Source organism: Metabacillus sp. 84 (genome assembly GCF_050107715.1).
Lineage (GTDB): Bacteria > Bacillota > Bacilli > Bacillales > Bacillaceae > Metabacillus_B.
The window spans coordinates 488,054-512,771 of the sequence record NZ_JBNILN010000001.1; the positions used below are offsets into that span (position 1 = coordinate 488,054).

Annotated in this window: 18 protein-coding genes and 1 pseudogene; 8 read left to right on the top strand and 11 right to left on the bottom strand. The window is 48.3% G+C overall.

Features of this window, described 5'->3' with window-relative positions; translation table 11 throughout:
• The first annotated feature begins 666 nt into the window (after positions 1 to 666).
• Positions 667 to 3,522, top strand: a complete 2,856-nt coding sequence (locus ACQCV8_RS02420) for an EAL domain-containing protein (protein WP_426842944.1) — start codon at positions 667 to 669, stop codon at positions 3,520 to 3,522.
• Between the two features lie 56 nt (positions 3,523 to 3,578).
• Here the strand turns inward: ACQCV8_RS02420 and ACQCV8_RS02425 are convergent, their stop codons facing one another.
• Positions 3,579 to 4,091: a competence protein ComK gene (locus tag ACQCV8_RS02425; protein ID WP_426842945.1), complete on the bottom strand. Its 513-nt coding sequence runs from the start codon at positions 4,089 to 4,091 to the stop codon at positions 3,579 to 3,581.
• A gap of 1,747 nt (positions 4,092 to 5,838) precedes the next feature.
• Here ACQCV8_RS02425 and ACQCV8_RS02430 point away from each other — a divergent pair.
• Positions 5,839 to 6,507: a hypothetical protein gene (locus ACQCV8_RS02430; RefSeq protein WP_426842946.1), complete on the top strand. Its 669-nt coding sequence runs from the start codon at positions 5,839 to 5,841 to the stop codon at positions 6,505 to 6,507.
• 42 nt (positions 6,508 to 6,549) lie between these two features.
• Here the strand turns inward: ACQCV8_RS02430 and ACQCV8_RS02435 are convergent, their stop codons facing one another.
• The 8 genes from ACQCV8_RS02435 to ACQCV8_RS02470 all read right to left on the bottom strand — a co-directional run bounded on the left by ACQCV8_RS02435 (position 6,550) and on the right by ACQCV8_RS02470 (position 15,538).
• Positions 6,550 to 7,371, bottom strand: a complete 822-nt coding sequence (locus ACQCV8_RS02435) for a carbohydrate ABC transporter permease (RefSeq protein WP_426842947.1) — start codon at positions 7,369 to 7,371, stop codon at positions 6,550 to 6,552.
• A gap of 1 nt (position 7,372) precedes the next feature.
• Positions 7,373 to 8,341: a carbohydrate ABC transporter permease gene (locus ACQCV8_RS02440; RefSeq protein WP_426842948.1), complete on the bottom strand. Its 969-nt coding sequence runs from the start codon at positions 8,339 to 8,341 to the stop codon at positions 7,373 to 7,375.
• A 57-nt stretch (positions 8,342 to 8,398) separates the two neighbouring features.
• The gene (locus ACQCV8_RS02445; RefSeq protein WP_426842949.1) at positions 8,399 to 9,664 is read right to left on the bottom strand and encodes an ABC transporter substrate-binding protein; all 1,266 of its coding nucleotides are present in this window, start codon (positions 9,662 to 9,664) and stop codon (positions 8,399 to 8,401) included.
• Between the two features lie 96 nt (positions 9,665 to 9,760).
• Positions 9,761 to 11,185 carry a response regulator transcription factor gene (locus ACQCV8_RS02450; RefSeq protein WP_426842950.1) on the bottom strand — a complete coding sequence of 475 codons (1,425 nt, stop codon included), beginning with the start codon at positions 11,183 to 11,185 and terminating at the stop codon, positions 9,761 to 9,763.
• On the bottom strand, positions 11,182 to 12,606 hold the full coding sequence (locus ACQCV8_RS02455; protein ID WP_426842951.1) for a histidine kinase: 1,425 nt from the start codon (positions 12,604 to 12,606) through the stop codon (positions 11,182 to 11,184). The genes ACQCV8_RS02450 and ACQCV8_RS02455 overlap by 4 nt, the downstream gene beginning before the upstream one ends.
• On the bottom strand, positions 12,603 to 13,601 hold the full coding sequence (locus ACQCV8_RS02460; RefSeq protein ID WP_426842952.1) for a sugar-binding protein: 999 nt from the start codon (positions 13,599 to 13,601) through the stop codon (positions 12,603 to 12,605). Before ACQCV8_RS02460 ends, ACQCV8_RS02455 begins: the two co-directional genes overlap by 4 nt.
• 1,482 nt (positions 13,602 to 15,083) lie before the next feature.
• Positions 15,084 to 15,305, bottom strand: coding sequence for a hypothetical protein (locus tag ACQCV8_RS02465; RefSeq protein ID WP_426842953.1), 222 nt, complete (start codon positions 15,303 to 15,305; stop codon positions 15,084 to 15,086).
• A gap of 59 nt (positions 15,306 to 15,364) precedes the next feature.
• The gene (locus tag ACQCV8_RS02470) at positions 15,365 to 15,538 is read right to left on the bottom strand and encodes a hypothetical protein (RefSeq protein WP_426842954.1); all 174 of its coding nucleotides are present in this window, start codon (positions 15,536 to 15,538) and stop codon (positions 15,365 to 15,367) included.
• Positions 15,539 to 15,646: 108 nt separating this feature from the next.
• On the opposite strand from ACQCV8_RS02470, the gene ACQCV8_RS02475 reads away from it, so the two are divergent.
• From ACQCV8_RS02475 to ACQCV8_RS02490, 4 genes and pseudogenes are all read left to right on the top strand, one after another.
• Positions 15,647 to 16,924: a GTPase gene (locus ACQCV8_RS02475; protein WP_426842955.1), complete on the top strand. Its 1,278-nt coding sequence runs from the start codon at positions 15,647 to 15,649 to the stop codon at positions 16,922 to 16,924.
• Between the two features lie 117 nt (positions 16,925 to 17,041).
• A complete protein-coding gene (locus ACQCV8_RS02480) occupies positions 17,042 to 17,371 on the top strand; it encodes a helix-turn-helix domain-containing protein (RefSeq protein ID WP_426842956.1) in 330 nt (109 codons plus the stop codon).
• A gap of 125 nt (positions 17,372 to 17,496) precedes the next feature.
• A pseudogene (locus ACQCV8_RS02485) lies at positions 17,497 to 17,562 on the top strand (SEC-C metal-binding domain-containing protein); the annotation flags it as partial.
• Between the two features lie 21 nt (positions 17,563 to 17,583).
• On the top strand, positions 17,584 to 19,311 hold the full coding sequence (locus tag ACQCV8_RS02490) for a hypothetical protein (protein WP_426843377.1): 1,728 nt from the start codon (positions 17,584 to 17,586) through the stop codon (positions 19,309 to 19,311).
• A 381-nt stretch (positions 19,312 to 19,692) separates the two neighbouring features.
• Here ACQCV8_RS02490 and ACQCV8_RS02495 read toward each other — a convergent pair whose 3' ends face one another.
• Positions 19,693 to 20,079 (bottom strand): DUF2809 domain-containing protein, encoded by a 387-nt coding sequence (locus ACQCV8_RS02495; RefSeq protein WP_426842958.1) that lies wholly within the window; start codon positions 20,077 to 20,079, stop codon positions 19,693 to 19,695.
• A gap of 185 nt (positions 20,080 to 20,264) precedes the next feature.
• On the opposite strand from ACQCV8_RS02495, the gene ACQCV8_RS02500 reads away from it, so the two are divergent.
• Together ACQCV8_RS02500 and ACQCV8_RS02505 are read left to right on the top strand one after the other, a co-directional pair.
• The gene (locus ACQCV8_RS02500; RefSeq protein WP_426842959.1) at positions 20,265 to 21,839 is read left to right on the top strand and encodes an L-lactate permease; all 1,575 of its coding nucleotides are present in this window, start codon (positions 20,265 to 20,267) and stop codon (positions 21,837 to 21,839) included.
• A 23-nt stretch (positions 21,840 to 21,862) separates the two neighbouring features.
• Positions 21,863 to 22,150: a hypothetical protein gene (locus ACQCV8_RS02505; RefSeq protein ID WP_426842960.1), complete on the top strand. Its 288-nt coding sequence runs from the start codon at positions 21,863 to 21,865 to the stop codon at positions 22,148 to 22,150.
• A 96-nt stretch (positions 22,151 to 22,246) separates the two neighbouring features.
• On the opposite strand, the gene ACQCV8_RS02510 is transcribed toward ACQCV8_RS02505, so the two are convergent.
• Positions 22,247 to 24,661, bottom strand: coding sequence for an EAL domain-containing protein (locus tag ACQCV8_RS02510; protein ID WP_426842961.1), 2,415 nt, complete (start codon positions 24,659 to 24,661; stop codon positions 22,247 to 22,249).
• Positions 24,662 to 24,718 lie beyond the last annotated feature (57 nt).

Sequence of the window (24,718 nt, forward strand, 5' to 3'; positions counted from 1 at the left end):
GTATAAGACTTTGTCGCACAAGGGATGGTAAGGTCTTAGCTCCGTCCCCTCAGAGGCAGAAAATTGGGGACGGAGGATTCCTCCGTCCCCTATTATGTCAACCAATCTTGCTCTGTCCCTTAAGCCTTGAAAACGTTCCGAGAGTAGGTATCAGAGATTTCTGCCTCCTTCCCCCACTGCTTTACTGTGACGGGGGCCGGAGGAGAGCCCTCCGGGTTAAATCTGGAGCTGGCCGGGTCTGGCCCTCACCCTGATAAAGCATTAAAGCTCTGGCACTAACTCTGCATTCCTTTGTGCTGCAAGGGATTCGGAGCATCGGTCTCTGTCCCGCTCTGCATTAAAGCAGTGGGGGACTGGCACCGCGCCTGTCCCCACTTTCGCTGCCGTACTAAAGCTCCGGCACCTGATCTGCAGATCCTTGTCGTATAAGGGATTACGGCGTAGTTTCTCTGTCCCCCATCCCTTTAGCGTACTAAATCTCCGGCACCATCACCCCACCACCAGATGAATCAGGCGCCTAATTCTCCTTTTCCAGAAAATAAACTAGGTATTTCGACTCATTTTTCTGGTTTGTATGTTTCTTCCTCTAGCGCAAAATTCCTATCCCCGCTTATAATAGCTTTGCAGACTTCAAAATTCGACAAAATAACCAATATGGTGATCCTATTGACCTTTCAAATTAAAAACCCCCTTAACTGGCTTGGTGTTGCTGTTCTAACTGCTTTGGCCATGCTGGGAAACTATTATTCCATCGAGATCTTTTTTGGAATTGATTTTCTTTTCGGTTCAATTTTTGTCTTTTTAATTGTTTATTGTTATGGCATCAAGCCGGGGCTGGCTGCTTCCGTCCTGGCAGGTGCAGCCACTTATTTTCTTTGGAATCATTTATTCGGTCTCGTTATCTTAACGGCGGAAAGTTTGTCAGTGTACTTGCTTTACCGAAAATACCGGGTGAATGTGGCCATTATGGATGGACTTTTTTGGCTTTTTATCGGAATTCCACTCGTTTTCTGGTTTTATTTCGGATTTCTCGACATGGATTTGCTCGATACAGCTATTGTAAGCCTCAAATATATGGTGAACGGGATTTTCAACTGCCTTGTTTTTTCCATCCTCTATCTTATGTATCAGCAGTACGTCTTAAAGAAAGCCCGGCCAAAAAGGTTTCAGGAGCTTTTGTTTATTACATTTACATCTGTTTTTCTAATTCCGACCGTGTTTCTTTTAGTTTATGAAGGCAACAAAGAATACAGGGGAGAATTGGATAATATTAGCCAGTCTGCATCTCTTAAAACCCAGATGATCAAAAGCTCTCTGACCAACTGGGAATCGACCCATCGCGCCTCTCTAAATACTCTGCGCCTCTATATAACGAGCAGCAGCAATATGGACAGCCATTTGCGGGAGCTCGGCCGGACAATGCCATATGTGCAGGATATATATGTTTTTAACCAGCGCAAGGATTTGAACCATATCTACTCCGAGACTTCTAATCTGCCTTTTTACGATGTTAAGTTTTTAAAGCTGTCAGAACTGTATCCTTATGTTACCGATGTTTATTTTAATCATTTTACACGCGAGCAGATGACGAGCATCGTTGTCCCGATTCATGAAAAGAGCTATACAGGCTTTGCTGTGGCCACCTACCGCATGAAGGATTTGCTGGTGCTTCTGAACAACATGAAGCCGACGGAGAACATAGAAGTGAGTTTATACAATGAGCATGAGCTTAGCATGTTCCGCATTGGACAACTCAAAAACAATCAATTCGTGAGAACGGATGATTACTCCAAGCCATTTATCATGCAGCCTCTTGAGGATACAGGCTCAAACAAGATCAGCATGTGGAAGCAATCGTACTTAGCAGAAGTGGCTGAGGTGCCCGCCATTCCGTGGCGCCCTATGACAACAGTAAAAGTTGAACCTTACCAGAATGCGCTGTATGCCAGCTACACCCGTCTTTTAGGTATTGTGCTCATGATTATCGGCTTTTCCATTGCCATTGCCTATTACCTGAGCAGCGTGCTGGTCCGATCCATCCGGCAGCTGTCTAACATCACCGAACAGCTTTCCGCTTCAAAGCTGACACACCATAAGGCGTCCTGGCCAAAAACGAGCATTACAGAGGTTTCGCGGCTGATCAGGAGCTTTGAGCAGCTGATTACAGATTTTAACCGCGTGATGCAAGAGCTGCGGCAAAAGCAAAAAAAGCTTGAATACTTTGCTCATTTTGATGTCCTGACGAATATGCACAACCGGTATTCGTTTACAGAGCAGCTGGAAAAAGAGCTCCGTCTCGCCACACAGTTTGACCGCTCTGTAGCAATTATGTTCTGTGATCTGGACCGGTTCAAATTGATTAACGACTCTCTTGGACACGATACCGGAGACGAGCTGCTGAAGGAATTAGCCGATACGATCCGCAGAGTATGCGGAGAGCGGGCTATTCTCTGCAGACACGGCGGGGATGAGTTTTTGATTGCCCTTCCGAACAGCGGGGCGGAAGAAAGAAATCTTGAAGACATCTCAGCCCAGCTTCTGGAGGAAATGGCCAAACCGATTCTGATCGGGGACAATGAGGTGAGCGTAACCTGCAGCATTGGCATCAGTCTTTTTCCGCAGCATGCTGAGACCATCGATGACCTGATTTCTACAGCAGATATTGCCATGTACAGTGCGAAGGAAAAAGGAAAAAACACATATGAATTCTTCACACCCGAGCTAAACAATAATCTGGCCAGAAGAGTCGCCATTGAAAAAGAACTTCAGCGAGCTCTGGAATTAAACGAATTCACCTTATATTACCAGCCTCAGGTTTCCCTTGAAACGATGAAAATAACGGGTCTCGAGGCGCTGATCAGGTGGTATAATCCGAATCTCGGCCATGTCTCTCCCGGCGAATTTATTCCTGTTGCAGAAGAAACAGGAATTGTCCGGAAGCTTGGAGAATGGGTGATTGACCAGGCCGCAAGAGATCTGAAGGGGTTAATGGAATCCGGCATTCACGATATCAACGTGGCTGTAAATATTTCGATTAAACAGTTTTATCATGAATCCCTTCCGGAGTTTATCCTGAGCAAGCTGCAGGAGCATGGCGTACCAAGCTCTCTCTTTAAAATTGAAATAACAGAAAGTGTGGTCATTGATCATTTTGACCTTGTTCTTAATCAGCTTCACACCTTGAAGGAAGCAGGCATTCAAGTCGCACTCGATGATTTTGGAACCGGATTTTCTTCATTGAATTACTTGAAAATCCTGCCTATTGATATTGTTAAAATTGACCGTTCCTTTATCAAGGATATCCTATCCAATGAACAGGATGCCGCAATTGTACAAGCTATCATCCAGATTGCAGACAGCAAAAACCTGACCGTAATCGCAGAAGGCGTGGAAACAGCCGAGCATACTTCTTTCCTCCAATCAGTTGGCTGCCCCCAGGCCCAAGGTTACGTATTCAGCAGACCACAGCCAATCGAACAGCTTCTTGGTCGTCTTCTCCCTCTGCAGGAAGCGGCAAAATAGAAGAAAAGCCGGAGCAAAGAATCCCGGCTTTTCTTTGTGTGCTAACAAGCCTCATCTTAGAATGAATAATGGTCATCCTTCCAGGGCTTGGACTCCATTAAAATTTTTCTTCGCTGCTGATAGGCCAGAGCAAGCTGGGCCGTTTTCCCAACTTTGCTTGTTATGTATTCCTTCAGCAGCGGAATAAACAACGTTTCCCCATTCGAAAAGACAACAACCGACTTATTCTTATATGAGCGGACATCCTTCACATGATCCACTGCAAGCCAGATCACCTGATCACTCTTGGGTGACATCGAAGGGAACATATAAATATCATTAAACTCACAAACACACACAGGCAGAAGCTTTTGCCTCAGCAGAATCTCGCCTGAAGCTCTCAGCCTTCCTTCATAGCTGCTGCCGTAAAATACACAATTATCCTCAATAATAGCTGTAGCTGCTTTCTTATATTCAAGCTTTCCGTCATACTCATGGATAAGGGTAAAAACATTTCCATGCTCATCCCACTTGGATTCCAGAGCCATTGTCTTTCTCTTTATATAGTATTCATCAAAGACTTCCTCCACTCAGCTTCTCCCCTTAAACAATAATTCAATAATTGGTAAGATGACAGCAGTCAGCACAGCTGCTGAACACCACTCTTAACATGCATCCCCCGCACGGTATGTGTGTTAGGAGATTTTTTGAATGGACTTTCTGCTGATCACATCACACATCACCTCTGGAATAGTTTGTGAAAATAGTAAAATTTAACTATTTTCACATATTATTATATAAGACTGAAGAATGAGCATTTGTAATTATTTTGTAAAAATATTATTAAGGAAGGATTCTTATGCAGCCTCCCTATTTAAACGCAGAGGGAGGGAAAAACTCCTGGAAAAGGGCCTTCACTCCTTACTTGTAACCCTGCTTCGCCATATTTGACGGGGGATTATACGGCATCTTTTTATACGCGGAATATAAAAAATCATAAAGCCCAAAATTCTTGCTTTGGATTGAAAGTCAAAGGGATTTGACGGTTCGTTTTGCAGAAGTTTTATAGATATAAAGATTCCGAGCATCCAGCAAGTTATATGGCGTGCAGAAAGACGAATTGGATGGCGGAGAAATACCTATGGAGTGTCCCGGTCTCTGAGTATAAGCAGGAGGTGCACTCACCATGCCGGTACTTAATCTGACAGACTGGCTCATTTTTCAGTGGGAGCTCCCCTTCAACTCCGAATTTTCCCACTCCTAATTTATGCTGCTTAAACTGCTCGTTTGACTTTTTATCGCTCAACCCCCAGTACAATAGCTATTCTTGCGTGTTTTTTCCCTCTAGTGGCTCTGGAAAGGCCTGCGGAGTTCCATTATCATTTCCATAATCACCGCGCCCGTTTTCGGCTCATCCACTTCGCCAACTTGGAAATGAGCCGCTTAGAGATCTATGTCGTCTTCGGTACACGGGCTGCCACCGCGTTGCTCCGCATGCCTTGGTAGGCCGCCTGCCACCGTGTTGATTTGCTTGAACTGACTGCCACCGCGTTGCTCCGCTTGCCTCCGGGTACAACGGCTGAAACTGGAATGATTTGGTTGCCTCCGTCCCCTACTCCGCTAAAGGGCTAAAGCTCCGGCACCTGCTTCGATTACTCTTTGTGGCACAAGGGATTGAAGCGTTGCTGCTCCGGTACCGAATAGCACGAAAAATGGGGACGGAGGCTGCCTCCGTCCCCCATTATGTCTACTAAATTCTCTCCGGCACCAATCCATTAAAAGCCTTGCGCGAGACGGAGAGAGAGCTTCCTGCCTCTGGCCCCCAGCGCGGTGAAGCGGCGGGGGTCGGAGCAACGCAACGGTTTTTTTCTAGAACCCATTTCGGGCGGGTCGGAGCAACGCAACGGGTTTTAGCTGGAACCCATTTCGGGCGGATTGGAGCCACGGGTTTTAACTGGAACCCATCTAGGGCGGCCGGGGGGCGGAGCAGCGGGTTTTAACTAGTATCCATTCCAGGCACCGGCAAGCTTTGGCGGGTTCTGATCTCTGCCCCAGACTTTGGTGGAGGGCTTAATCTCCGGCACTAGACGGTGCTCCGCTTATCCTCCTCCCTCCGGCACCGCCCCGGATGCTGCTCTTCCCGCCGCCCGCTGCTCTTTATCCCAGCTCCACCCGGGCACCCAAAATCACTTCCCAATCCCATGACTTTTCACTAACTACCGTTTGTTCGCCTCTGTGCCTGGATTGGCTAAAGCCTTACGGTACTGGCACCGCCCTCTTCCCTCCTCCATAGGATAACGCATACCAAAATGGGTTTCATTTTGAGGAGGACTCTATTTGAGGAAAGCTTTTGCCTTGCTGATTGCTGTATTTTTTATTTTAGGCGGATGTGTGGTCAATGAAAAGCCGCAGCAGGAGGAGAAACCGGCTGCTGTGGATAGAGAGCCTGCTGCGGATAAACCGGTGCAGGCTGAAGAGCCGGCCCGTGAGCCGGAAGAACCGCCTGCGCTGGAAGAGCCTGTTGTTCCGGAGGAGCCTTCTGCACCTGAAGAGCCTGTTGTTCCGGAGGAGCCTTCTGCACCTGAAGAACCTGCGGCACCCGATGCGGATACGGAGAGCCTGGCTTATCTGACTGCGATTGAGCCGGTTCTTACCCAGCTTAGTGAGGGGCTTTTGATGTTTGGCCAGCTGAATATAGAGGCGAGCGGGGATCCTTCGCTTCTGACGGATTCGCGCTGGGTGGCTGAGATGGCGGAGTCCCTTTTGATGATGGAGGGGGCGAGTGAGGAGCTGAAGGGCATTGACGCTCCGCCGCAGATGGAGGAGGCTCATCACTACCTGCTTTTGGCGGGTGAGGAGATTGCTTATGTGGTGGAGAATTATCCGGAGGCAATTGATACGATGGACATTGTGGGAATTGAGCAGTGTACGGAAGCGCTTTTGAATGCCGGGGTGTATTTGGATAAGGCTGCTGTTCTGCTTGGCGGGGCCCCGCCTTCCTACTAATAGATAACAGAAAAAAGAGCGGACAGCTCCTTTTTTCATGCTTTAGCCTTTGACGGATCCGGCAAGCAATCCTTTTACGAAGTATTTGCCTAAAAAGATGTAGACGAGCAGGGTTGGCAGGGCGGCGAGCAGGGCGCCTGCCATTTGCACGTTCCATTGGACGATTTGGCTGCCGGATAGATTCTGGAGGGCGACCATGATGGGCTGCTGGCCGGAGGTGGTGATGGTGACGGCGAATAGAAATTCGTTCCAGATGTTGGTGAATTGCCAGATGGCGACGACGACGAAGCCTGTGATGGAGAGTGGAATCATGATGTGGCGGAAGATTCCGAGGAAGCTGGCGCCGTCGATTTTGGCGGTTTCGATCATTTCGTCCGGAATGCTGGCGTAAAAGTTCCGGAACATGAGTGTTGTGATTGGAATTCCGTAGATGACGTGGACGAAGATCAGTCCTCCGATTGTGTTATAAAGACCGGCGTCACGCAGGAATTGGATTAATGGGATGAGAATGCTCTGATACGGAATAAACATACCGAAAAGGATCATCGTAAAGATGGCGTCTGCGCCGCGGAATTTCCATTTGGACAGGACGTAGCCGTTCATGGCTCCGAGCAGGGCGGACAGCAGGGTAGCTGGAATGACGAGATAAAACGAGTTCAGCAGGTTGGGTGCAAGCTTTTCGAATGCGGTGCCGTAGCTTGAGAAATCCAGAGCGGAGGGCAGGTTCCACATTCCGGCCATTGTGATCTGGTCGAGCGGCTTTAGGCTTGTGATGATCATGACGTAGACCGGCATGAGGAAAAACAGACTCATTGCAAGGAGCAGCAGGTATAGGATGGGCTTGCCGATTTGTCTTACTGCCATGTCAGGTCTCTCCTTTCCGGCTTGAAATTAGGTATGGAACGATAAAAATGGCGACGGTCAGGAGCATGATGATGGCGATGGCGGCCCCGTTTGCGTACATATTTCCTCGGAAGGTCGTTTCGAACATGTATACACCCGGTACATCGGTAACGAAGTTGGCTCCGGGACCAGTCATGGCGTAGATCAGGTCAAAAATTTTCAGCGAGATGTGGGCCATGATAATGATGACACTCACAGTAATCGGGCGCAGCAGGGGCAAAATGATTTTCCGGTAAATGGTGAATTCGCTTGCTCCGTCCATGCGTGCCGCTTCTCTTACTTCCTCTGAAATTCCGCGCAGTCCTGCAAGGTACATCGCGAGTGAGAAGCCGGTCATTTGCCAGACCGCTGCAAGGACGACAGCGAAAAGGGCGGCAGGCAGCCCAAATTCAATGCTTCCCCACTTGAAGCCGGCGAGAATATTTGTGTCTGTGTACCATTTTGGCTGGATGCCGAAATTTTTCAGGAACAGGTTCACCCCGGTAGACGGATTTAAAATCCATTGCCATACAACTCCTGTTACAACAAACGATAAGGCCATCGGAAAAAAGAAGATGTTGCGGAAGATGGATTCTCCCTTGATTTTCTGATCAAGCAAAATGGCGAGCAGGATGCCCATGACAATCACCAGGCCAATAAAGAGAATGGTGAAGAACAGCGTATTTCGCAAATCTGCCTGAAAGCGGAAATCCTGAAACAGGAACAGATAGTTCTCTAGTCCTGCGAAGCTGAAATCAGGGACGAGGGAGTTCCAGCTGCTGACGGAAACGTACCCTGTCCAGCCGATAAATCCGTAGACAAAGATTAAAATGAGCAAAAATGATGGCAGAAGGAAACCGATGGCGGTCAAATGGTCCGCAGACAGCTTCCGCTTTTTAGCGGATTGCACCTTTACAGAGGGTGCGATCGGTGTTTCTTTGACTGTTTCCAAACCTTGCACCTCCAAAAAATAAGGGTGACCCCCGGTTTGACCGGAGGCCTCACCCCGTTATTTGACTGCGTTGATAAATTGATCGGCGTCCTTTTGGGTAACGAAGATGTTCACGGCCTGGTTTACTTTTGTAACAAAGCCCTCCTCTGCAGCCGATCCGTGCGCAAGGCTCGGTGAAAGCTCAGCGGAATTGAAATCTTCAATGGTGTCTTTTCCATATTGGTCATATTTGCTGACATCCGCATCCGTACGTGCCGGGATAGAGCCCTTTAGCGGGTTGAAGGCATCCTGACCTTCAACGGAACCGAGTACAGATAAGAATTTTTTGACGTTTTCGGGATTGTCCACGCCCTTAGGAAGTCCGAACGTATCGGTAATCACGATGAATTTACCGTCTGTTCCAGGTGTGGCCGTGTAGCCGAAGTCTTCATTCACTTTCAGCTTCAAATCGTTTACGAAGTAGCCTTTAGCCCAGTCCCCCATCACGTTCATCGCTGCTTCACCGTTTGCTACGAGCTGGGAAGCGTCCTGCCAGTTGCGGGAGCTGTGGTCTTCGTTAACGTAATCCAGCATTTTTTTGTAGTTGTCGAGTGCTGTTTTTACTTTTGCATCATCCCATTTTAATTCACCATTAAATAATGCCCCGTAATCCTCTGTGCCGAGGGTGCCCAATAACACCGCCTCCAGAAGATGCGTTGCTGCCCACGGCTCCTTATCACCAAGAGCAAGCGGTGTAATGCCTTTTGCCTTCAAAGCATCAGCCACTTTGAAAAACTCTTCAAATGTAGCCGGCGGCTCAAGTCCATTGTCTTCGAATACTTTTTTGTTGTACCAAAGCACATTTCCACGGTGAATATTTACAGGCACGGAGTAAATTTCGCCATCCTTAGACACAAGGTCAATTAACGATTCAGGGAATTTATCCATCCAGCCTTCTTTTTCGTAAAGGTCATTCAGCGATTCCATTTTACCTGCTTTGACCCAGCCTTCATTCAGTTCAGCACCGCCGTGAACCTGAAATGTGGCGGGCGGATCATTTCCTTGCATCCGGGAAGCAAGAACCGCCTTTGCATTCGTTCCGGCTCCTCCGGCAACCGCCGCATTTTCAAGCGGAACATCCGGGTGTTTTTCTTCAAACAGCTTGATCAGCGCTTTTAAGCCGTCCTCCTCACCTGCCCCGGTCCACCAGCTGAAGATATCTAATTTTCCTTCTTTTCCGCCGCCTTCCGCTTTTTCTCCGCTGGTCGAAGCATTGCCGCAGGCCGAGATAACAAGCGAGAAAAGTAACAATAATGCCAAAAAGAACCCCTTTTTCATCTTCATCCCCCTTGAAACGTTTTTTGTAAGCGTTAACAAGATTAATTATAAAGATAAAAAGCGGTTCATATTGGAACGATTCCCTGCACTTTTTTATGAAAATCAGGACTTTTTTATGATGTGTTTACGAAATTGCTTCGGGGTCTGCCCCGCTGTTTTCCTGAAAACACGGCTGAAATAGCTGGGGTCCCGGTATCCGACCGCATACGCAATTTCCTTTAAACTGAGGTCCCTGCCTGCGAGCAGCTCCTTTGCCCGCTTCATTCTAAGCTCTGTGACACAGTCAATAAAGGTCTGCCCGGTTTGCTCTTTGAAGATTTTCGTGAAATAAGTCGGGCTCAGGTTTGTCTGCCCGGCCACCTCCTCAAGCGTTATTGGCTCTGTAAAGTTGGCTTGAATATACTGTCTCGCTTTCACCGCGACCTCTTTTTCGCCTGCTGCCCATTGGACTTTTTCACAGAACGTATAGAGGATTTCCCTCAGTTCCTCCTGATTTCCGGCATTCATAAGCGGAACACGCTGGACATCGATCCCCTGCTTTTCAAGCTCATACTTTACAGCAGCGAGCCCTTCTTTCAGCGCTTCGATCTCCACTTGCGACCTGTCAAATAAAAGCAAGGCTTCCTCCGTTTTCCCCGAAAAAATGAGCGGCCGGAGCTTCTCAGCGAGGGACTGTGCCTCCCCTTCTTCCGATTCATGATAAAACCGGTAAGGAACATCCGCACCCGGTTCAATGGATTCCCAGGCAGCAAAGGCTTCCTGATAGGATTTCCACAGTTTTTTGAGAGACAGAACCGGGTAGCCGACTCCTGCTCGGCTTCCTTGAATCGAGAGCGTCATGGATCTTGCCAGCCGAAGTGCTGCCGTCCTCAGACCGGATTCTTCTTCCTCCGATGCAAGAAACAGATAGCTCATCCGATTGCCGTTCTGCTGTGTGCAAATATACGGAACAGGGGAATGCCGACCAAGAACAGGCTCTGCTTCCTTAGGCGAACAGCCGGAGAGAATCAGGAAAAACCCGCCCCTTATCCCGGGAAACAGCTGATGGAACCGGTCCACCTCTGCCGGAGCAGGATTCCGGTGGCTGAGCCGTTCTGCCAAATGCTTCTTCACGAGCTGAACAGCTTCTTCCTTTTCCAGAGAAGCGCTGCGCTCTCCCAAAATCTCCTTTTTGATTCGGAAAAGGGCTTCGATTGTTTCTTCTTTTTTTCCCGGCTTTAAAATGTACTCCTTGACCCCTTCCTTCATGGCTTCCTTCGCGTAGTCAAACGAATCATAGGCGGAAACCATAATAAAACGGATTTCCGGCTCGCTTACCCTTATTTTCCGGATCGCTTCCAGTCCATCCATGCCCGGCATTTTAATATCCATGAGCATTAGATCCGGCCGAAGCTTAGAGGCAAGCTCCACCGCCAGCCGGCCGTTCGCTGCCTCCCCGGCTACCTCAAATCCTGCCATGCTCTCTTCAATAAACTTGCGCATCGCCCTTCGCTCAATCATCTCATCGTCAACAATGACTACCTTCATCCCGCTTCCCCCAATCTGATTCGGATCGTCGTACCCTCTCCCTTTTTCGAATCAATCTGCAGCACATCTTTTCTTTTATAAAAAAGCTCAAGCCGCCTGATTACATTCCGCAGGCCGATCCCTGTTGAGTGACCGCTCCGGATGTCATGCTCATGCTCCTGCTGCTCAAAGATTCTATTAACCTGTTCGGCGGTCATCCCTTCCCCGTTGTCGCGTATTTCAATGACCGGGACGCCTTTTTCCGAAAAAATCCTCAAGCCAATTTCCCCGCCCGCTTCATTGTTTTCAACCCCGTGAATAAAGGCATTTTCCACAAGAGGCTGAAGCGTTAAGCTTGGAATCAGGCTCTCCAGACAGCTCTCGTCAATTTCCGTTTTAAATGTAATCCTGTCGGCGAATCTCGTTTTTTGAATATAAAAATACTCCTGAACGACACTTGCTTCCTCTGAGAGCGTGACGGTTTTATTCAAATCTCCAAGACTATACCGGAGCAGCTTTGAAACAGACTCAATCAGCCTGCTTGTGACTCCTGCATCTTCCAGATATGCCATCCGGGAAATCGTATTCAATGTATTAAATAAAAAATGCGGATTAATCTGATTTTGCAAATGCTTCAATTCGAGCTCCTTGAGCAGCTGATCCAGCTCGGATTTTTCCTCCATCTCTTCAATCAGCCGCTTTAAATTGCTGCGCATGTAATTGAACGACTCGCCGAGCACACTGATTTCATCCTTGGACTTCAGCCTAATCGGCGGTCCTTCAAACCGTCCCGAGGCAATTTCACGGGCAGCGCGCGACAGCTGACGGATCGGACGGGTCACCCCTCTTGAGAAAAAAAGTGCCAGCAGCAGCGCCAAAAGCAAGGTAGACGTGAAAAGACTCACCGCAAACCACTGAAACGCCTGGTTCCGCTCTTCCATACCCTGATAAAAAGTACGGTACTCAGACAATTCCATGTTCAGCAGCGTAAGCGTCGATTCCTGAAGATACGAGGAAATGCTCCGGACCTCCCTCAAATGAAGAAGATAGTCCTCGATCTGACTCGTATTCACCTCCCGGATGGTCTCCTCACTCTCCGTCAGCAGACTTTGCATCATATTCTTGTATTTTTGCAGCTGCGGGTCATCCACTCCTGCAGGCTTCTCTTCGTTCATTCGCTCCAAATTTCTGCTGAATGATTGCTTCACCTGTTCATATTCCCTGACAAACTTCCGATCCTTTTCCACCGCATAGCCATTGATTTTTTCGTAGATGGTATTCGCCTGCTGGGAAACTTCATTAAACAGGAGAAAGCCTTGAAAACTCTGGTGATACTCTGACACAATCCGGCTGCTGCTCAGATAGATGGAAAAGGTCACAACGTTAAACAGCGCGGCAAAAACGGAAAAGTAAACAAGCAGCTTATTGCGGATTGACTTCATTTTACCTGCGCCCCCTCCGGTTTTGACGGAATCAGCGGCAGATCCTGCTTCCGGATCACTTCCGTCCCGGTATGCTGAACCCCCTCCGGAGCCTTTCCCTGCTTAATTTGCAGCATCGTCTCGACCCCTTTATATCCCATCTCATACGGATACTGCACCACCGTTGCCTGAATCAAGCCCTCTTCCATGTATTGGAGCGTTTCCGGAAGAGTATCAAAGCTTACGACATACGCCTTCTTTTTCAGATATTCCATAACCTGCGCAATGCCAATTCCGTCAAGAGCGCTTGTTCCGTAAAAAGCGCTGAGATCGGGAAATTCCTTTACCAATTCGTACGCCGCCTTGACCGCACCCGCTTTCGTAATACTCGACTCTTTCGTATCCGCAACCCGGACCCGCGTCTCATTCTTCACCGCATCCAAAAACCCTTGAACCCGAAGCTTCTGGTGGGACGCCTCAAACCGGCCCGTTATAATCCCAACCGTCTGCGGCCCCCTCGTATCTGCAAGCAGCGCCTTCCCCGCCAAAAACCCCGCATAATAATTATCCGTCCCGATATACACCGCCCGATCGCTGTTCGGTGCATCTGTATCAATCGTCACCACCGGAATCCCTTTCTGAACCGCCTTATTCAGCAAAGGCGTAAACTCCGCATCCACAATCCCCTGCGTCAGCAACCCATCCACCTGGCCCGCAATCGCCATATCAATCGTCTTCAAATGCTCATCCATATTCGCCTGCTTCGGCCCAAGATACTCAAGCGTCACCCCATGCTTCACAGCCGCCGCACTCGCCCCATCCTGGACCAGCTTCCAATACTCATTATCCAGCTCCTCCGGAATCAGCACAAAATGGTAAGCAGACTTCATCTTCATCTGCCCAGACACCGTCCCCGTCACATGAAACGTTTCCTTCCCATAATAAATCGTCAAAACCGCTGTCATCAAAAACGTAACCATAGCAGAAAAGTAAAGAAATCGTCTGAGGTACGCCATCTAAGGGCTCCTTTTGTAAGCGTTTTATTTCTATTGTAGGAGATTTGGAGGTGGTTGGGAAGAGGGGTTTTTGGCGGGGGGGGTAGGGGTGGTTGCAGGCGGGGGTGGGGGGTGGTTGGGGGGTGGGACCTGCGGGGCGTGGAGAGACCGGGAGTGCCTGGATCTGATCGGCTGAAGCGGGACGAGGCCGGGAGTGGCTGGACCTGATTTGCTGAAGCAGGGGGTGGCCGGGAGTGCCTGGCCCCCGCTCTGCTAAAGCATGAAAGCTCTGGCACCTCCTTTGCGAGGCCTTGGGGGATAAGACTTTATTAATCTAGGTCTCTGTCCCCACTTGCGGTGAAGCACGTGGGGACAGACACCGTGCCTGTCCCCACGTCTATTAGCGGATTAAAGCTCTGGCACCTGCACTTTAAACCCTTGCTGTGCAAGGGTTTTCGAGCACTTGTCTCTGTCCCTGAGTACGGTGAAGCACGAAAGCCCTGGCACCGCATTGAGTGGATCGTGAGGCTGGTCGGGAACTGATTGAAGGGGCGGGGATCGGCTTTGATCTGGTGAAAAAACACCTTTGCCTCCGACCCCCGCACTGCTAAAGCATGAAAGCTCCGGCACCATCCTTTACAACCCCTTACAGCACAAGGGTTTTGAGCGCTGCGGCTCCGTCCCCGAAAACGCATAATAAAGGGGTCGGAGGTTTCCTCCGTCCCCTGTTATGTCTACTAGCTTTCCTCCGTCCCCATGCCAGCTAATCCATTGCTGCAGAAGGACAGTGAGCATCCTGCCTCTGTCCCCTGATGCGGTGATGCAACAAGGGTCGGAGGCAGACATTTTTTTCAGATCCCCACACGATGGTGCAACAAGGGTCGGAGGCAGACATTTTTTTCAGATCCCCACACGATGATGCAACAAGGGTCGAAGGCAAACTTTTTTCAGATCCCCATGCGGTGATTCAACAGGGATCGAAGTCAGACTTTTTTTCAGATCCCCATGCGGTGATTCAACAGGGATAGAAGGCAGACTTTTTTCAGATCCCCTACGGTGATGCAACAGGGATCGAGGGCAGACTTTTTTCAGATCCCATACGGTGATGCAACAAGGGTCGAAGGCAGACTTTTTCCAGAACCCCATGCGGTGGTGCAACAGGGGTAAAGCCTGCTTTTTTTCAAATCTCCATGGAGTGGTGCAACAAGGGTCGAAAGCAGACTTTTTCCAGATCCCCATGCGGTGATGCAACAGGGATCGAAGCCTGCCTTTTCCCCAATCCCCAAGCGGTGATGCAAAAAGGATCGAAGCCTGCCTTTTCCCCAATCCCCATGCATGATGCATACAAGTTGCTTTTCCCCCAACCCCCATGCGCTAATTCATCAGGGATCGAAGGCTTCCCTTTCCGGGGCCCTGTTTCTCACTTCCTGCAGAAAGGCCCTCCCCAATCCTTTTCTGCCAGAAGGGGACTCCACAAAAAAAGAAGGGTTCCCCCTTCTTTGCTTATCTGCTGGTTGCTGCACTTTTCATTCTTCCAATGGCTAAGCCCATGGTGAGGGCGGCGGCGGCGGAGCCGAGGCCTGCGTAGATGAACTCGATTTGGCCTGTGCCGGATTGGAGCTGGCTGATTGTGTAATATCCTATAAATACGATCATTCCCAGGATTGAAACGTTCCGGACAAGCTTCAAATAGGCTAGATAGGCTGTGTGGTCAAAGTTAAACATCGGTACTACCTCTCAGTTCATCATAGTGGTATAAGATGTAATACCCGTTTTGCGGGGTTTTAAACCTTTGTCTTGTTGTTTTTCCATTGGGTGAGGATAATATAGACTACGAGAAAATAAATACCGCTCGCGATGAGAAGCTTGGTTGTGTCGCTTCCAAAGATTGAGTAGAGGATGGGTCCGCCGCAGACGGCTGCGATTATGTACCACATCCAGAAAGATAAGTTGGTCATGGGATGCCTCCGTTTTTTGGTTTGTTTCCATTATACAGGCAATGGCGGAGGTTATATACCCATAGGAAAGCGGGTATGGATGAGTACTATGCCTAAGGAGGATGCAGCATGGAGAAATCCGGCAATGAGATTGAGTGGAGTGAGGTTTTGGCGCGGCTTCAGGATGAGCTGAGTGAGCTGAATGAGGATTTTAACCGAAATTTTATGATCCCGAACATTGTGCTGTCAGGGAAAACCGGAGTTGGAAAGAGTACGCTGATTAACGCGGTTTTTGGTTTTGACGAGGCGGAGACGGGTGTCGGACGGCCGGTTTCACAGGCTTTGACGGAGTATCGGATTCCGGAGGCGCCTGTTCATCTTTTTGACACGAAGGGGATGGAACTTGATTTAGAGCAGCGCGAGGTTTCGCGTAAGCAGATTGTGAGCGAGATCCGGAAGCGTGCGGCTTCGACGGATGCGGCGGATCATCTTCATATTATGTGGTATTGCATTTCGAATGAAAGCAGGCGGCTTGAGTCGACGGAGATTGAGTGGATCCGCAGCTTTGCCGAGTACATGCCGGTTATCGTTGTGCTGACTCAGACGTTTGATCACAATGAGGCGTTCTTTAAGTTTTTGCAAAAAGAATTGCCTCATTTGCCGATCTGCCGGGTGCTTGCGAAGGAAAAAGTGATGCTTGGGGAAGTCAGAATTCCGACACATGGATTGACGCAGCTGATTGACCGGACGCTTGATGTGATTCCGGATGCGACGAAGCGCGCCTTTACCGCAGCTCAGAAGATTGAGGTGGAAAGGAAGATTGATTCGGCAAAAAAGCTCATCCAGGAGCGGCTCGACTCAAACAGCCCGGTGAGCTATAAAAATCTCGCCCATGCGGCGGAGGCTTTTCCGATCGGGATGGATGTGATGGGACGAAGCGCTGTGTATTTGTATATGGCGAGGGACATCATGACGGTTATGGGCATCCCTGTGAATCGCAATTTTTTGAGATTTACGAAGGAAGCGAAGCCGCTCCTGCAATCAATCCTGCTGCCATTTGTCGCTTCTGAAGGCGGACGCGCACTCGGCAAGGCAGCCCTTAAGTACGGGACAAAGCAAATGAGCAAGGAAGGCGCCTCTACCTTAGCCAAACTTGCCGGCAAAACCATCGGCAAGGCAAATATTCTCATTTCTCCGGTTGTTGGACTTGTGGCCGGGAGCTTTAACCGAAAAGTCACAGAGCTGATTGCCAGCTCATTCATTCATACGTGCGCAGACTTTTTAAGGCAGGAAATCCAATATAAAGATTACACCACTTCAGAAATTTTGGAGAAGCTTTCGGCTGGGATGAAGACAAGAATGGGTGCGGATAAAGTGAAAATTGAAGAAGCAGCCGTAAAAAGCTGATTATCCCGAAAATAAAAAATTTGTCGAACAAAAATTGTCGAAATTGTTCTTTTTATAGCAATTTCCAATTCGTTATATGGTATTATAGAACCAAACATAGGATAGGATCTGGTAAATATGATTGGTGAACGTATTCGCAAATACCGCAAAGAACAAAATTTGTCGTTGTCAGAGCTTGCAAACCGTGCAGGTGTAGCCAAGTCTTATTTAAGCTCCATCGAACGGAACCTTCAGTCCAACCCTTCTATTTTATTTTTGGAAAAGGTCTCTTCTGTTCTGGGTGAGCCTGTGAATACATTGGTTAACGGAAGTGCGGCCGAAGACCAGGGGGATCTTGATAACGAATGGTCCAGTCTCGTCCGCGAAGCAATGCAGTCCGGTGTATCGAAGGAGCAGTTCAAAGAGTTCCTTGAATTCAACAAATGGAAAATTCGGGGCCTAGGTTAAAGTCCGGACCATCTGTCATCAGATGACCCGGGCTTTTTCTTTTTTTATCCATCCTTCCTCTAAGGTTGACCTGAGGACCAAAATCCATTTAACTTATTAGTAGTCTAAATAAAAAGGTGAGTATGATGTCGATTAACCGAAATGCTCCGTGTCCATGCGGCAGCGGAAAAAAATACAAGAAATGCTGTCTTAAAAATGAAGATGTTATTCATATGACAGAAGCCAGACTGGAACGATTTTATCGTCACAAGGCAGAGCTTGTTCACTTACTGCATGATTTTATCTATCATAAGCTGGATTTTATGCAATTGGAAAAGTACCGCAAGCAATTAAGTGACCGTTCTAATCAAACCATTCCCTATAACCGCGAAGAAGCCGTACTCGAATTTTGGCTGTACTTTTTCTGCCGTTTTGAAAACGGGAAGCGCGGGATCGAGCTGTTTGCAGAGTCTGCTCAAGGTAAGCTGAGTTCCCCCCATCAGGAAATGACCGAAGCCTGGGTTGCTCTGCGGCCGCGTCTTGTGCAGGCGGTCGATGCTTCGCAGGAACAGATTATGTTTAAAGATCTCTTTACAGACGAAACGTTTGAGGTCCCCCGTTCAGAGGAAAACACCGGCCAGTTTATCCCATGGTACGGTACCCTCTCCATGCTTGAGCCCTACGGGAATCAGCACATTTTTCATGGAGTCCGGGCTTTTACCACTCCTCAGGGACTGGATGCAGCCAAGAACATGACTGAAAAATTAATGAAGGAAAAGAACCTTTCTCACGAAGAGGTACTGCTTGATTATTATCTCGAAATTATGGCAGAGGTCGTTGAAAAGGAAAATGGATTACAGAATGATCAAAGTCAGGAAACTGTCATTGAACGCTATGAAATAACCTATCGAATTCACAATGAAAATTCTCTGTTTCAATTTTTACACACGAACAGCGAGTTCTTAATTGATGAATGGACCCCTGAAGAGAAATCAGTGAGCTGGGGCGGAAACTGGAAGCTTTATAAAGACAGTGAAATGAAAAAAAGCGCCAGAATCGGAGAGATTTACGGCTCCCTTGAAATTGAAGACGGCATGATGAAGCTGTCAGCGATAGGCAGCAAAAATGCGAGTGGCTTTAAAACACTGATGGGGAAGACTGGTTCGGCAATTTCCCTAATAGACGAAACCTCCCAATCCATTAGCCTCCCTGTCAATGCTGAAATAAGCAATATGGTCTTTCAGCCTGAATCAGCGGATGACCATCATTTCGGATATCTTGCTCAAGCCATAATGAATATGGACCCTAATCAAAAAATCCCAATGTATGATCACCTCTCTCTTCGCGAATTGTGCGCAGCCGGCAGAGAAGCTGATGCGGAGCTGTGGCTGAGTCAATACGAGCACAACCTGTACAAGAACATAGATGTGGGGGCCTCCGGACAGACAGCGGATATGAACACGATTCGCAGGACCCTCGGACTTCCGGTGTCGCCATTTGTTTCAGGCAGTGAAGAAAGGACCTCATCCCTCAAACCGGCAAACCCGCCGGAAAAAGAGCGGTCCGGTAAAGTTCAGCAGGATGAGATTCCCTATTATGAACAACTCGGTTTCAGGCCGGATACCATCCAAAATTTTTATGCCCATGACCTGATGTCCTTTTACAGGGAAAAAGCCACAGGCAAATCGGTCAATACGGTGAGAAAATACCGCAACAACCTGTTGGATCTGCGGGAAATTCTTGAAATGAAGACCGCGGAAAGCTGGGAAGACTGCGGCCAGAAATTTTGGACCCACCTATTCAAAAAAGATCTGATCGGCCTTTATTACGATACAAGCAAAACCCAGCGCAAGGACTTCGCAAGCACCATGAAGGCACTAGCCAAGTGGATTGATGATAAAGAAGGAACAGAGCTGTCTACCCTTGTGGAGGAAGCGATTAGGAAAACGGAGTTTATATAATGATGGTGGCCCTCTGCCGTTTGGCGGGGGGTTTTTGTATTTTGAGAAGCGGGGCAGTTGGCGGGGTTAGCGGCGGGTAGCGGCGGTGCCTGGCCCCACTTGCTTCACCGCAGCGGGGGGCGGAGGGACTGCTTTCCAATTCCTTCTACAGCAAGCATTTCCGGGGGCGGTGCCGGAGCTTTAGTACGGTAAAATTCTCGGGGACAGGCACGGTGCCTGGCCCCACTCGTTTCACCGCAGCAGGGGACGGAGTACCTGCTTTCCAGCGCCTTGCGCTGCAAGCATTTCCGGAGGCGGTGCCGGAGCTTTAGTACAGTAAAATTTTCGGGGACAGGCCCCACCCTATTGCAGGGCGGAGCCTCTCCTGCAGACCATTGGAAATCAATTGATTCCCCTCTTCCACTTCCATTCCATCACCGCACAAAGCGCAATCCCTATGCCATACGCTGCTAAATCAGTCCAAAGAAACCCATACCCGAGCACAAGTCCGCCGAGCATCGTGTCCCGGATCTCATTGAGCCAAGACGTTTGAATCAGCTGACTGCACTCGGTCAGTAAGCAGTACAGGGCAGCGATACTTGCAATGAGGGAGGTTTTTTTTCTGTTAAAGAGAAAGGCGAAGCCAACAAAGACCATAGCGGCCCAGAGTGCATCACCCAAATAAGCATTGACCCAGCCGGGGAGATATATGGAAAGCCTCCGGGAGAGCAATCCCATCGCTATGACTAAGATCATCACTGCGGCATAAATAATCCGGTTTCGGTGCATAGCATACTCCTTTTATTAAACTTTGCAGAGCTGACTTCTATTATAGCTTTCTTGTAAAATAACGGTTGTTTTTTTCTGAAAGAAGAGTAAAATATTACATGTGAAGGACTTCACAAAACAAACTATATTTTTTGGCTGTTCTTGTGAATCTTTTCACATAAAAGATTAAAAAGGAGCCGATTGCTATGCTGTCACCTTCCCTGAATCCCTTTGACAATTTGCTGCTTTCCTCTTTGACTGCTGCTGTACCGATTGTATTGTTTCTTTTATGCTTGACCGTCTTTAAGATGAAAGGAATTTATGCTGCTTTCCTGAATTTGGGGGTTACATTCCTTATTGCCGCTCTGATTTTCAAACTTCCCCTGCCTGAAGCTGCAGGAAGTGTGGTCCAGGGAGCAATCCAAGGGATGTGGCCGATTGGCTATATCATCGTGATGGCTGTGTGGCTTTACAAGATTTCTGTTGAATCAGGAAAATTTGAAGTGCTGCGGGCAAGTATTGGAGGAATTTCAAATGATAAACGCATTCAGCTTCTGCTGATCGGCTTCTGTTTTAACGCGTTTTTGGAAGGGGCAGCGGGATTTGGGGTACCCATTGCGATCTGCGCTGTACTGCTTGTCTCTCTTGGGTTTAAACCGCTTGAGGCAGCCATGCTGTGCCTGATTGCAAACGGCGCTTCCGGTGCGTTCGGTGCCATTGGAATTCCGGTAGCCATTACGGGAACTCTGAACCTCGAAGGCAATGTGACTGCCATGGATGTATCGGTGCTGACAGCTCTGACTCTCCCAATCATCAACTTTACGATTCCATTTTTACTTATTTTTCTGCTGAACGGGCTTAAAGGAATAAAGGATGTGCTCCCGGCAATCCTTGTCGTATCTTCTATTTATACAATCTCCCAGGCAATCATTACAGTATTTTTAGGACCTGAGCTTGCTGATATCATTCCTTCTTTGATGGCTATGGGTGCACTGGCTTTATTCTTAAGGAAGTGGAAGCCTAAACACCTTCTTCTGCATGGCGAACAGCAGACTGAGATAAAAAAATACCCGCTTCAGGAAGTGATTAAGGCGTGGTCTCCTTTTTACTTATTAAGTCTCTTCGTCCTGATCTGGAGTCTTCCCGCATTTAAGACCCTGTTTGCGGAGGGCGGACCACTGGCCTTTACCAAAATAACTTTCCCTATCCCGGGGTCAAGCCTGATCTCCGCTCTGGACTTAGTCAGTGCTACAGGAACCGCGATATTACTGGCTGTCTTAACCACTATTTTGACTGCGAAAGGCTTTGGATTTGCAAAAGGCTTTGCCTTGTTTACCAAAACCATCTCCGAATTCTGGATTCCGATCCTTATGATCTGCTTCATTCTTGGCATTGCAAAGCTGATGACCTATGCAGGAATGACAGCCGTTCTCGGTGAAGCAATGGCCACAACCGGCGGAGCCTTCCCGCTGCTTGCTCCCATTCTCGGCTGGATTGGCGTATTTATGACCGGCTCAGTCGTGAACAATAATACGTTATTCGCCCCCATGCAGGCTACAGCAGCCACAATCCTTGGGACCAATCCCGCTCTGCTCGTATCCGCAAACACAGCAGGCGGCGTTATGGCAAAACTGATCTCTCCGCAATCGATTGCCATTGCAGCCGCTGCTGTCGGTGAAACAGGAAAGGAAGCGGACCTTATGAAAATGACGATTAAATACAGCTTTGGTCTGCTGGCGTTTGTCTGTGTGTGGACGTTCATCCTGTCTTTATTTTTCTAAAGGATAGGTGAGAAAGTGTAAAGTTGCTTACAGCTCAAGCAGTTGAAGTATTAGATAAAAATGTCATCAGCGAGAGGGTAGTAGATCATAGTGATGTTCAAGTAGTCGGTGAAGCACTTGTATTTACAGTCGTTACAAATCAAGACGAACCTAAAGACGGAGAAAACGAAAGAACACATCGCTTATCTAATCCAAATGGAGTTCCTGTAAACGTTACGGTTAATGGTACTGTAAAAGGCCAATTAACAGCGGGGAAATTGCCGGCGGAGATGTCATGTACTTTAAAAAGAACAATGACGGTGAAATGCTGAAGCTTTCTTATACTGTTCCAAGTACAGGGGAAGTTAAAAACGTCACGAAGTAATGAAAATGAGGATTCATCCACTTGAGATGAATCCTCTTTCCATTTATATTGCCTGGTCTTCCAGCAGCACCTGCATTTCCTCCGGTGGGATCGGGCGGCTGAAATAGTAGCCTTGAGCTTCGTTGCATTGTTTTTTCTGAAGGAAGTGGAGCTGTTCCTTTGTTTCTACTCCTTCGGCAATGACCTTCAGGTTCAGGTTGTGGGCCATGTTAATGATGGTGTCCACGAGCGATGCGTCTTTTGGGTCTGTATAGATGTTTCGTGTAAAGGTTTGGTCGATTTTCAGGGTGTTGATTGGAAATGTTTTCAGATAGCTGAGGGATGAGTAGCCTGTGCCAAAGTCATCGATGGAAAGGTGAATCCCCATATCCCTCAGCTGCTGCATTTTCATAACGGCATGCTCAGAGTCCTGGATGATGCTCTCTGTGAGCTCCAGCTCTAAATATTGCGGTTCAAGGTTTGCAAGCGCTAAAATATTGCTCACCTTTTCAACGAGATTGCTTTGCTTAAATTGCCGGGAGGAGATATTGACCGCTATCCTTAATGGCGGGTAGCCGTTATTTTGCCATGATTTGTTTTGAAAACATGCCTCACGGAGCACCCATTCTCCAATCGGGATAATCAGGCCGGTTTCTTCTGCGATTGGGATGAATTCCGCAGGGGATATGAGTCCCCATTCCGGGTGATGCCACCGCAGCAGCGCCTCAGCTCCAATCAGCTTACCGGTTTTGACCTCTACCTGCGGCTGATAGACGACCTTTAGCTCTTTTTGCTGCAGAGCTTTGCGGAGACCGGTTTCGAGCTTCATTTTTTTCGAGATGAGTTCATTCATGATTGGGGCATAAAACTGAAAGCTGTTTTTCCCTTGCTCCTTCACCCGGTACATGGCGGTATCCGCATTTTTTATCAGGCTCTCGATTTCTTTTCCATCAGAGGGGTACATGGCAATTCCGATGGACGGAGTGACAAACAGTTCATGCCCGTTGACGAGGATGGATTGGTGGAAAAGGTCAATCACCTTTTGGGCTTTCTTTGTCGCTTCGCTTGATGTTGCGTGCGGGAAGAGAATAATAAATTCATCTCCCCCCTGCCTGCAGACGGTATCTGATTTTCCAACGGCGGATTGAATCCGGGCCGCTACTTCAATCAGCAATAAATCTCCTGAATCATGACCTAGTGTATCGTTGATATTTTTAAAGCGGTCTAAATCAATAAACAGAACGGCGAGGGTGTGCTTCGTTTCATCTGCCTGATCAATCGCCGAGGATAAGCGGTCATTGAACAATAGCCTGTTCGGCAGTCCCGTCAATGCGTCCCGATACACCATTTGATTTATTTTTTCCTCGTTTCGCTTCCGCTCCGTTATATCCCGGATGATGCTGCTGAGAAAGGTTTTCCCCTCTTCCTTCCAGGAAGCAAGAGACAGTTCAATGGGAAATTCGGTTCCCTGTTTATTCAGACCGAAAAGCTCCATTGTTCTTCCGATAACCTTAGCGGTTCCTGTCGAAAGATAGCGCTCCATGCCTTTTTGGTGGGCTTCTTTAAACCGGTCAGGAATGATCAGCTGCAGTCTTTTGCCAAGAATCTCGGCCTCTTCAAAGCCAAACATGCGCTGGGCCCCCATATTCCATGAGATGATCTCCCCTTTAGAATCAGCTAAGATAATGGCATCATTCGCTGACTCAATGACTGATCGGAATTTCCGTTCTGACCGAATCGATTGATATTCAAACCGCCGGTCGACAAAAATACTGATAAAGACAGCGCTGAGTATGATCAGGATGCCAAAAGCAACCGAGTAGGCTAATATGGTGCTGTCAAAGCCCCCTTGCATCTGATGGCCGTCGTGGGAGTGTGGTTTGAATTTCGCTGCAGCCATCCCTGTATAATGCATTCCGGATATCGCAAACCCCATGAGTACAGCGCTTCCGGCTTTGCTTTTCCAAATCCCGGGCTGATTGTAGCGCTGGCTTACGTATTGCAGGAGGTATAAAGCCACGATGGAGGCTGCGAAAGCAATGATGGCCGAAAGTGACCAGAGGAACGGATCATATTCAATATCCGCCGCCATTTCCATCGCTTCCATCCCCGTATAATGCATCGACACAATACCTGCTGCCATAAACAGGGCCCCCCATGCATTTTGCCGCAGCCCCTGAGCAGGCCGGCTTATGATATAGAGCGCCAAGGCAGAGGCAATAATCGCCGGAATAATGGACAGGACAACCCATCCGAGATGATAGGAAACAGGAATGGATAAATGAAACGCAAGCATGGCAACAAAATGCATCGCCCAAATGCCAAGCCCCATCGCTATGGCACCGGATGAAAGCCAGATATAGCGGGCTGGAGGCCTGGCCCGGCTCACTTTTATGCTCAAATCAAGGGCAGCGAACGAGGCCATCACTGCAATAATAATCGATAAAATGACAATGGGGATATGATATACATGTTCCATCTATGTAAAAGTCTCCTTCGTATTATCCTTTCCCCTTATATCGGCAAATCCCGGGGT

What these genes read in the sequence shown, in the direction of transcription:
- ACQCV8_RS02435 (WP_426842947.1), bottom strand. Translation starts at nt 7,371, where the DNA reads ATGGCAGTAAGACAAATCGGCAAGCCCATCCTATACCTGCTGCTCCTT.
- ACQCV8_RS02445 (WP_426842949.1), bottom strand. Translation starts at nt 9,664, where the DNA reads ATGAAGATGAAAAAGGGGTTCTTTTTGGCATTATTGTTACTTTTCTCG.
- ACQCV8_RS02450 (WP_426842950.1), bottom strand. Translation starts at nt 11,185, where the DNA reads ATGAAGGTAGTCATTGTTGACGATGAGATGATTGAGCGAAGGGCGATG.
- ACQCV8_RS02455 (WP_426842951.1), bottom strand. Translation starts at nt 12,606, where the DNA reads ATGAAGTCAATCCGCAATAAGCTGCTTGTTTACTTTTCCGTTTTTGCC.
- ACQCV8_RS02460 (WP_426842952.1), bottom strand. Translation starts at nt 13,601, where the DNA reads ATGGCGTACCTCAGACGATTTCTTTACTTTTCTGCTATGGTTACGTTT.
- ACQCV8_RS02465 (WP_426842953.1), bottom strand. Translation starts at nt 15,305, where the DNA reads ATGTTTAACTTTGACCACACAGCCTATCTAGCCTATTTGAAGCTTGTC.
- ACQCV8_RS02470 (WP_426842954.1), bottom strand. Translation starts at nt 15,538, where the DNA reads ATGACCAACTTATCTTTCTGGATGTGGTACATAATCGCAGCCGTCTGC.
- ACQCV8_RS02475 (WP_426842955.1), top strand. Translation starts at nt 15,647, where the DNA reads ATGGAGAAATCCGGCAATGAGATTGAGTGGAGTGAGGTTTTGGCGCGG.
- ACQCV8_RS02480 (WP_426842956.1), top strand. Translation starts at nt 17,042, where the DNA reads ATGATTGGTGAACGTATTCGCAAATACCGCAAAGAACAAAATTTGTCG.
- ACQCV8_RS02490 (WP_426843377.1), top strand. Translation starts at nt 17,584, where the DNA reads ATGACAGAAGCCAGACTGGAACGATTTTATCGTCACAAGGCAGAGCTT.
- ACQCV8_RS02495 (WP_426842958.1), bottom strand. Translation starts at nt 20,079, where the DNA reads ATGCACCGAAACCGGATTATTTATGCCGCAGTGATGATCTTAGTCATA.
- ACQCV8_RS02500 (WP_426842959.1), top strand. Translation starts at nt 20,265, where the DNA reads ATGCTGTCACCTTCCCTGAATCCCTTTGACAATTTGCTGCTTTCCTCT.
- ACQCV8_RS02510 (WP_426842961.1), bottom strand. Translation starts at nt 24,661, where the DNA reads ATGGAACATGTATATCATATCCCCATTGTCATTTTATCGATTATTATT.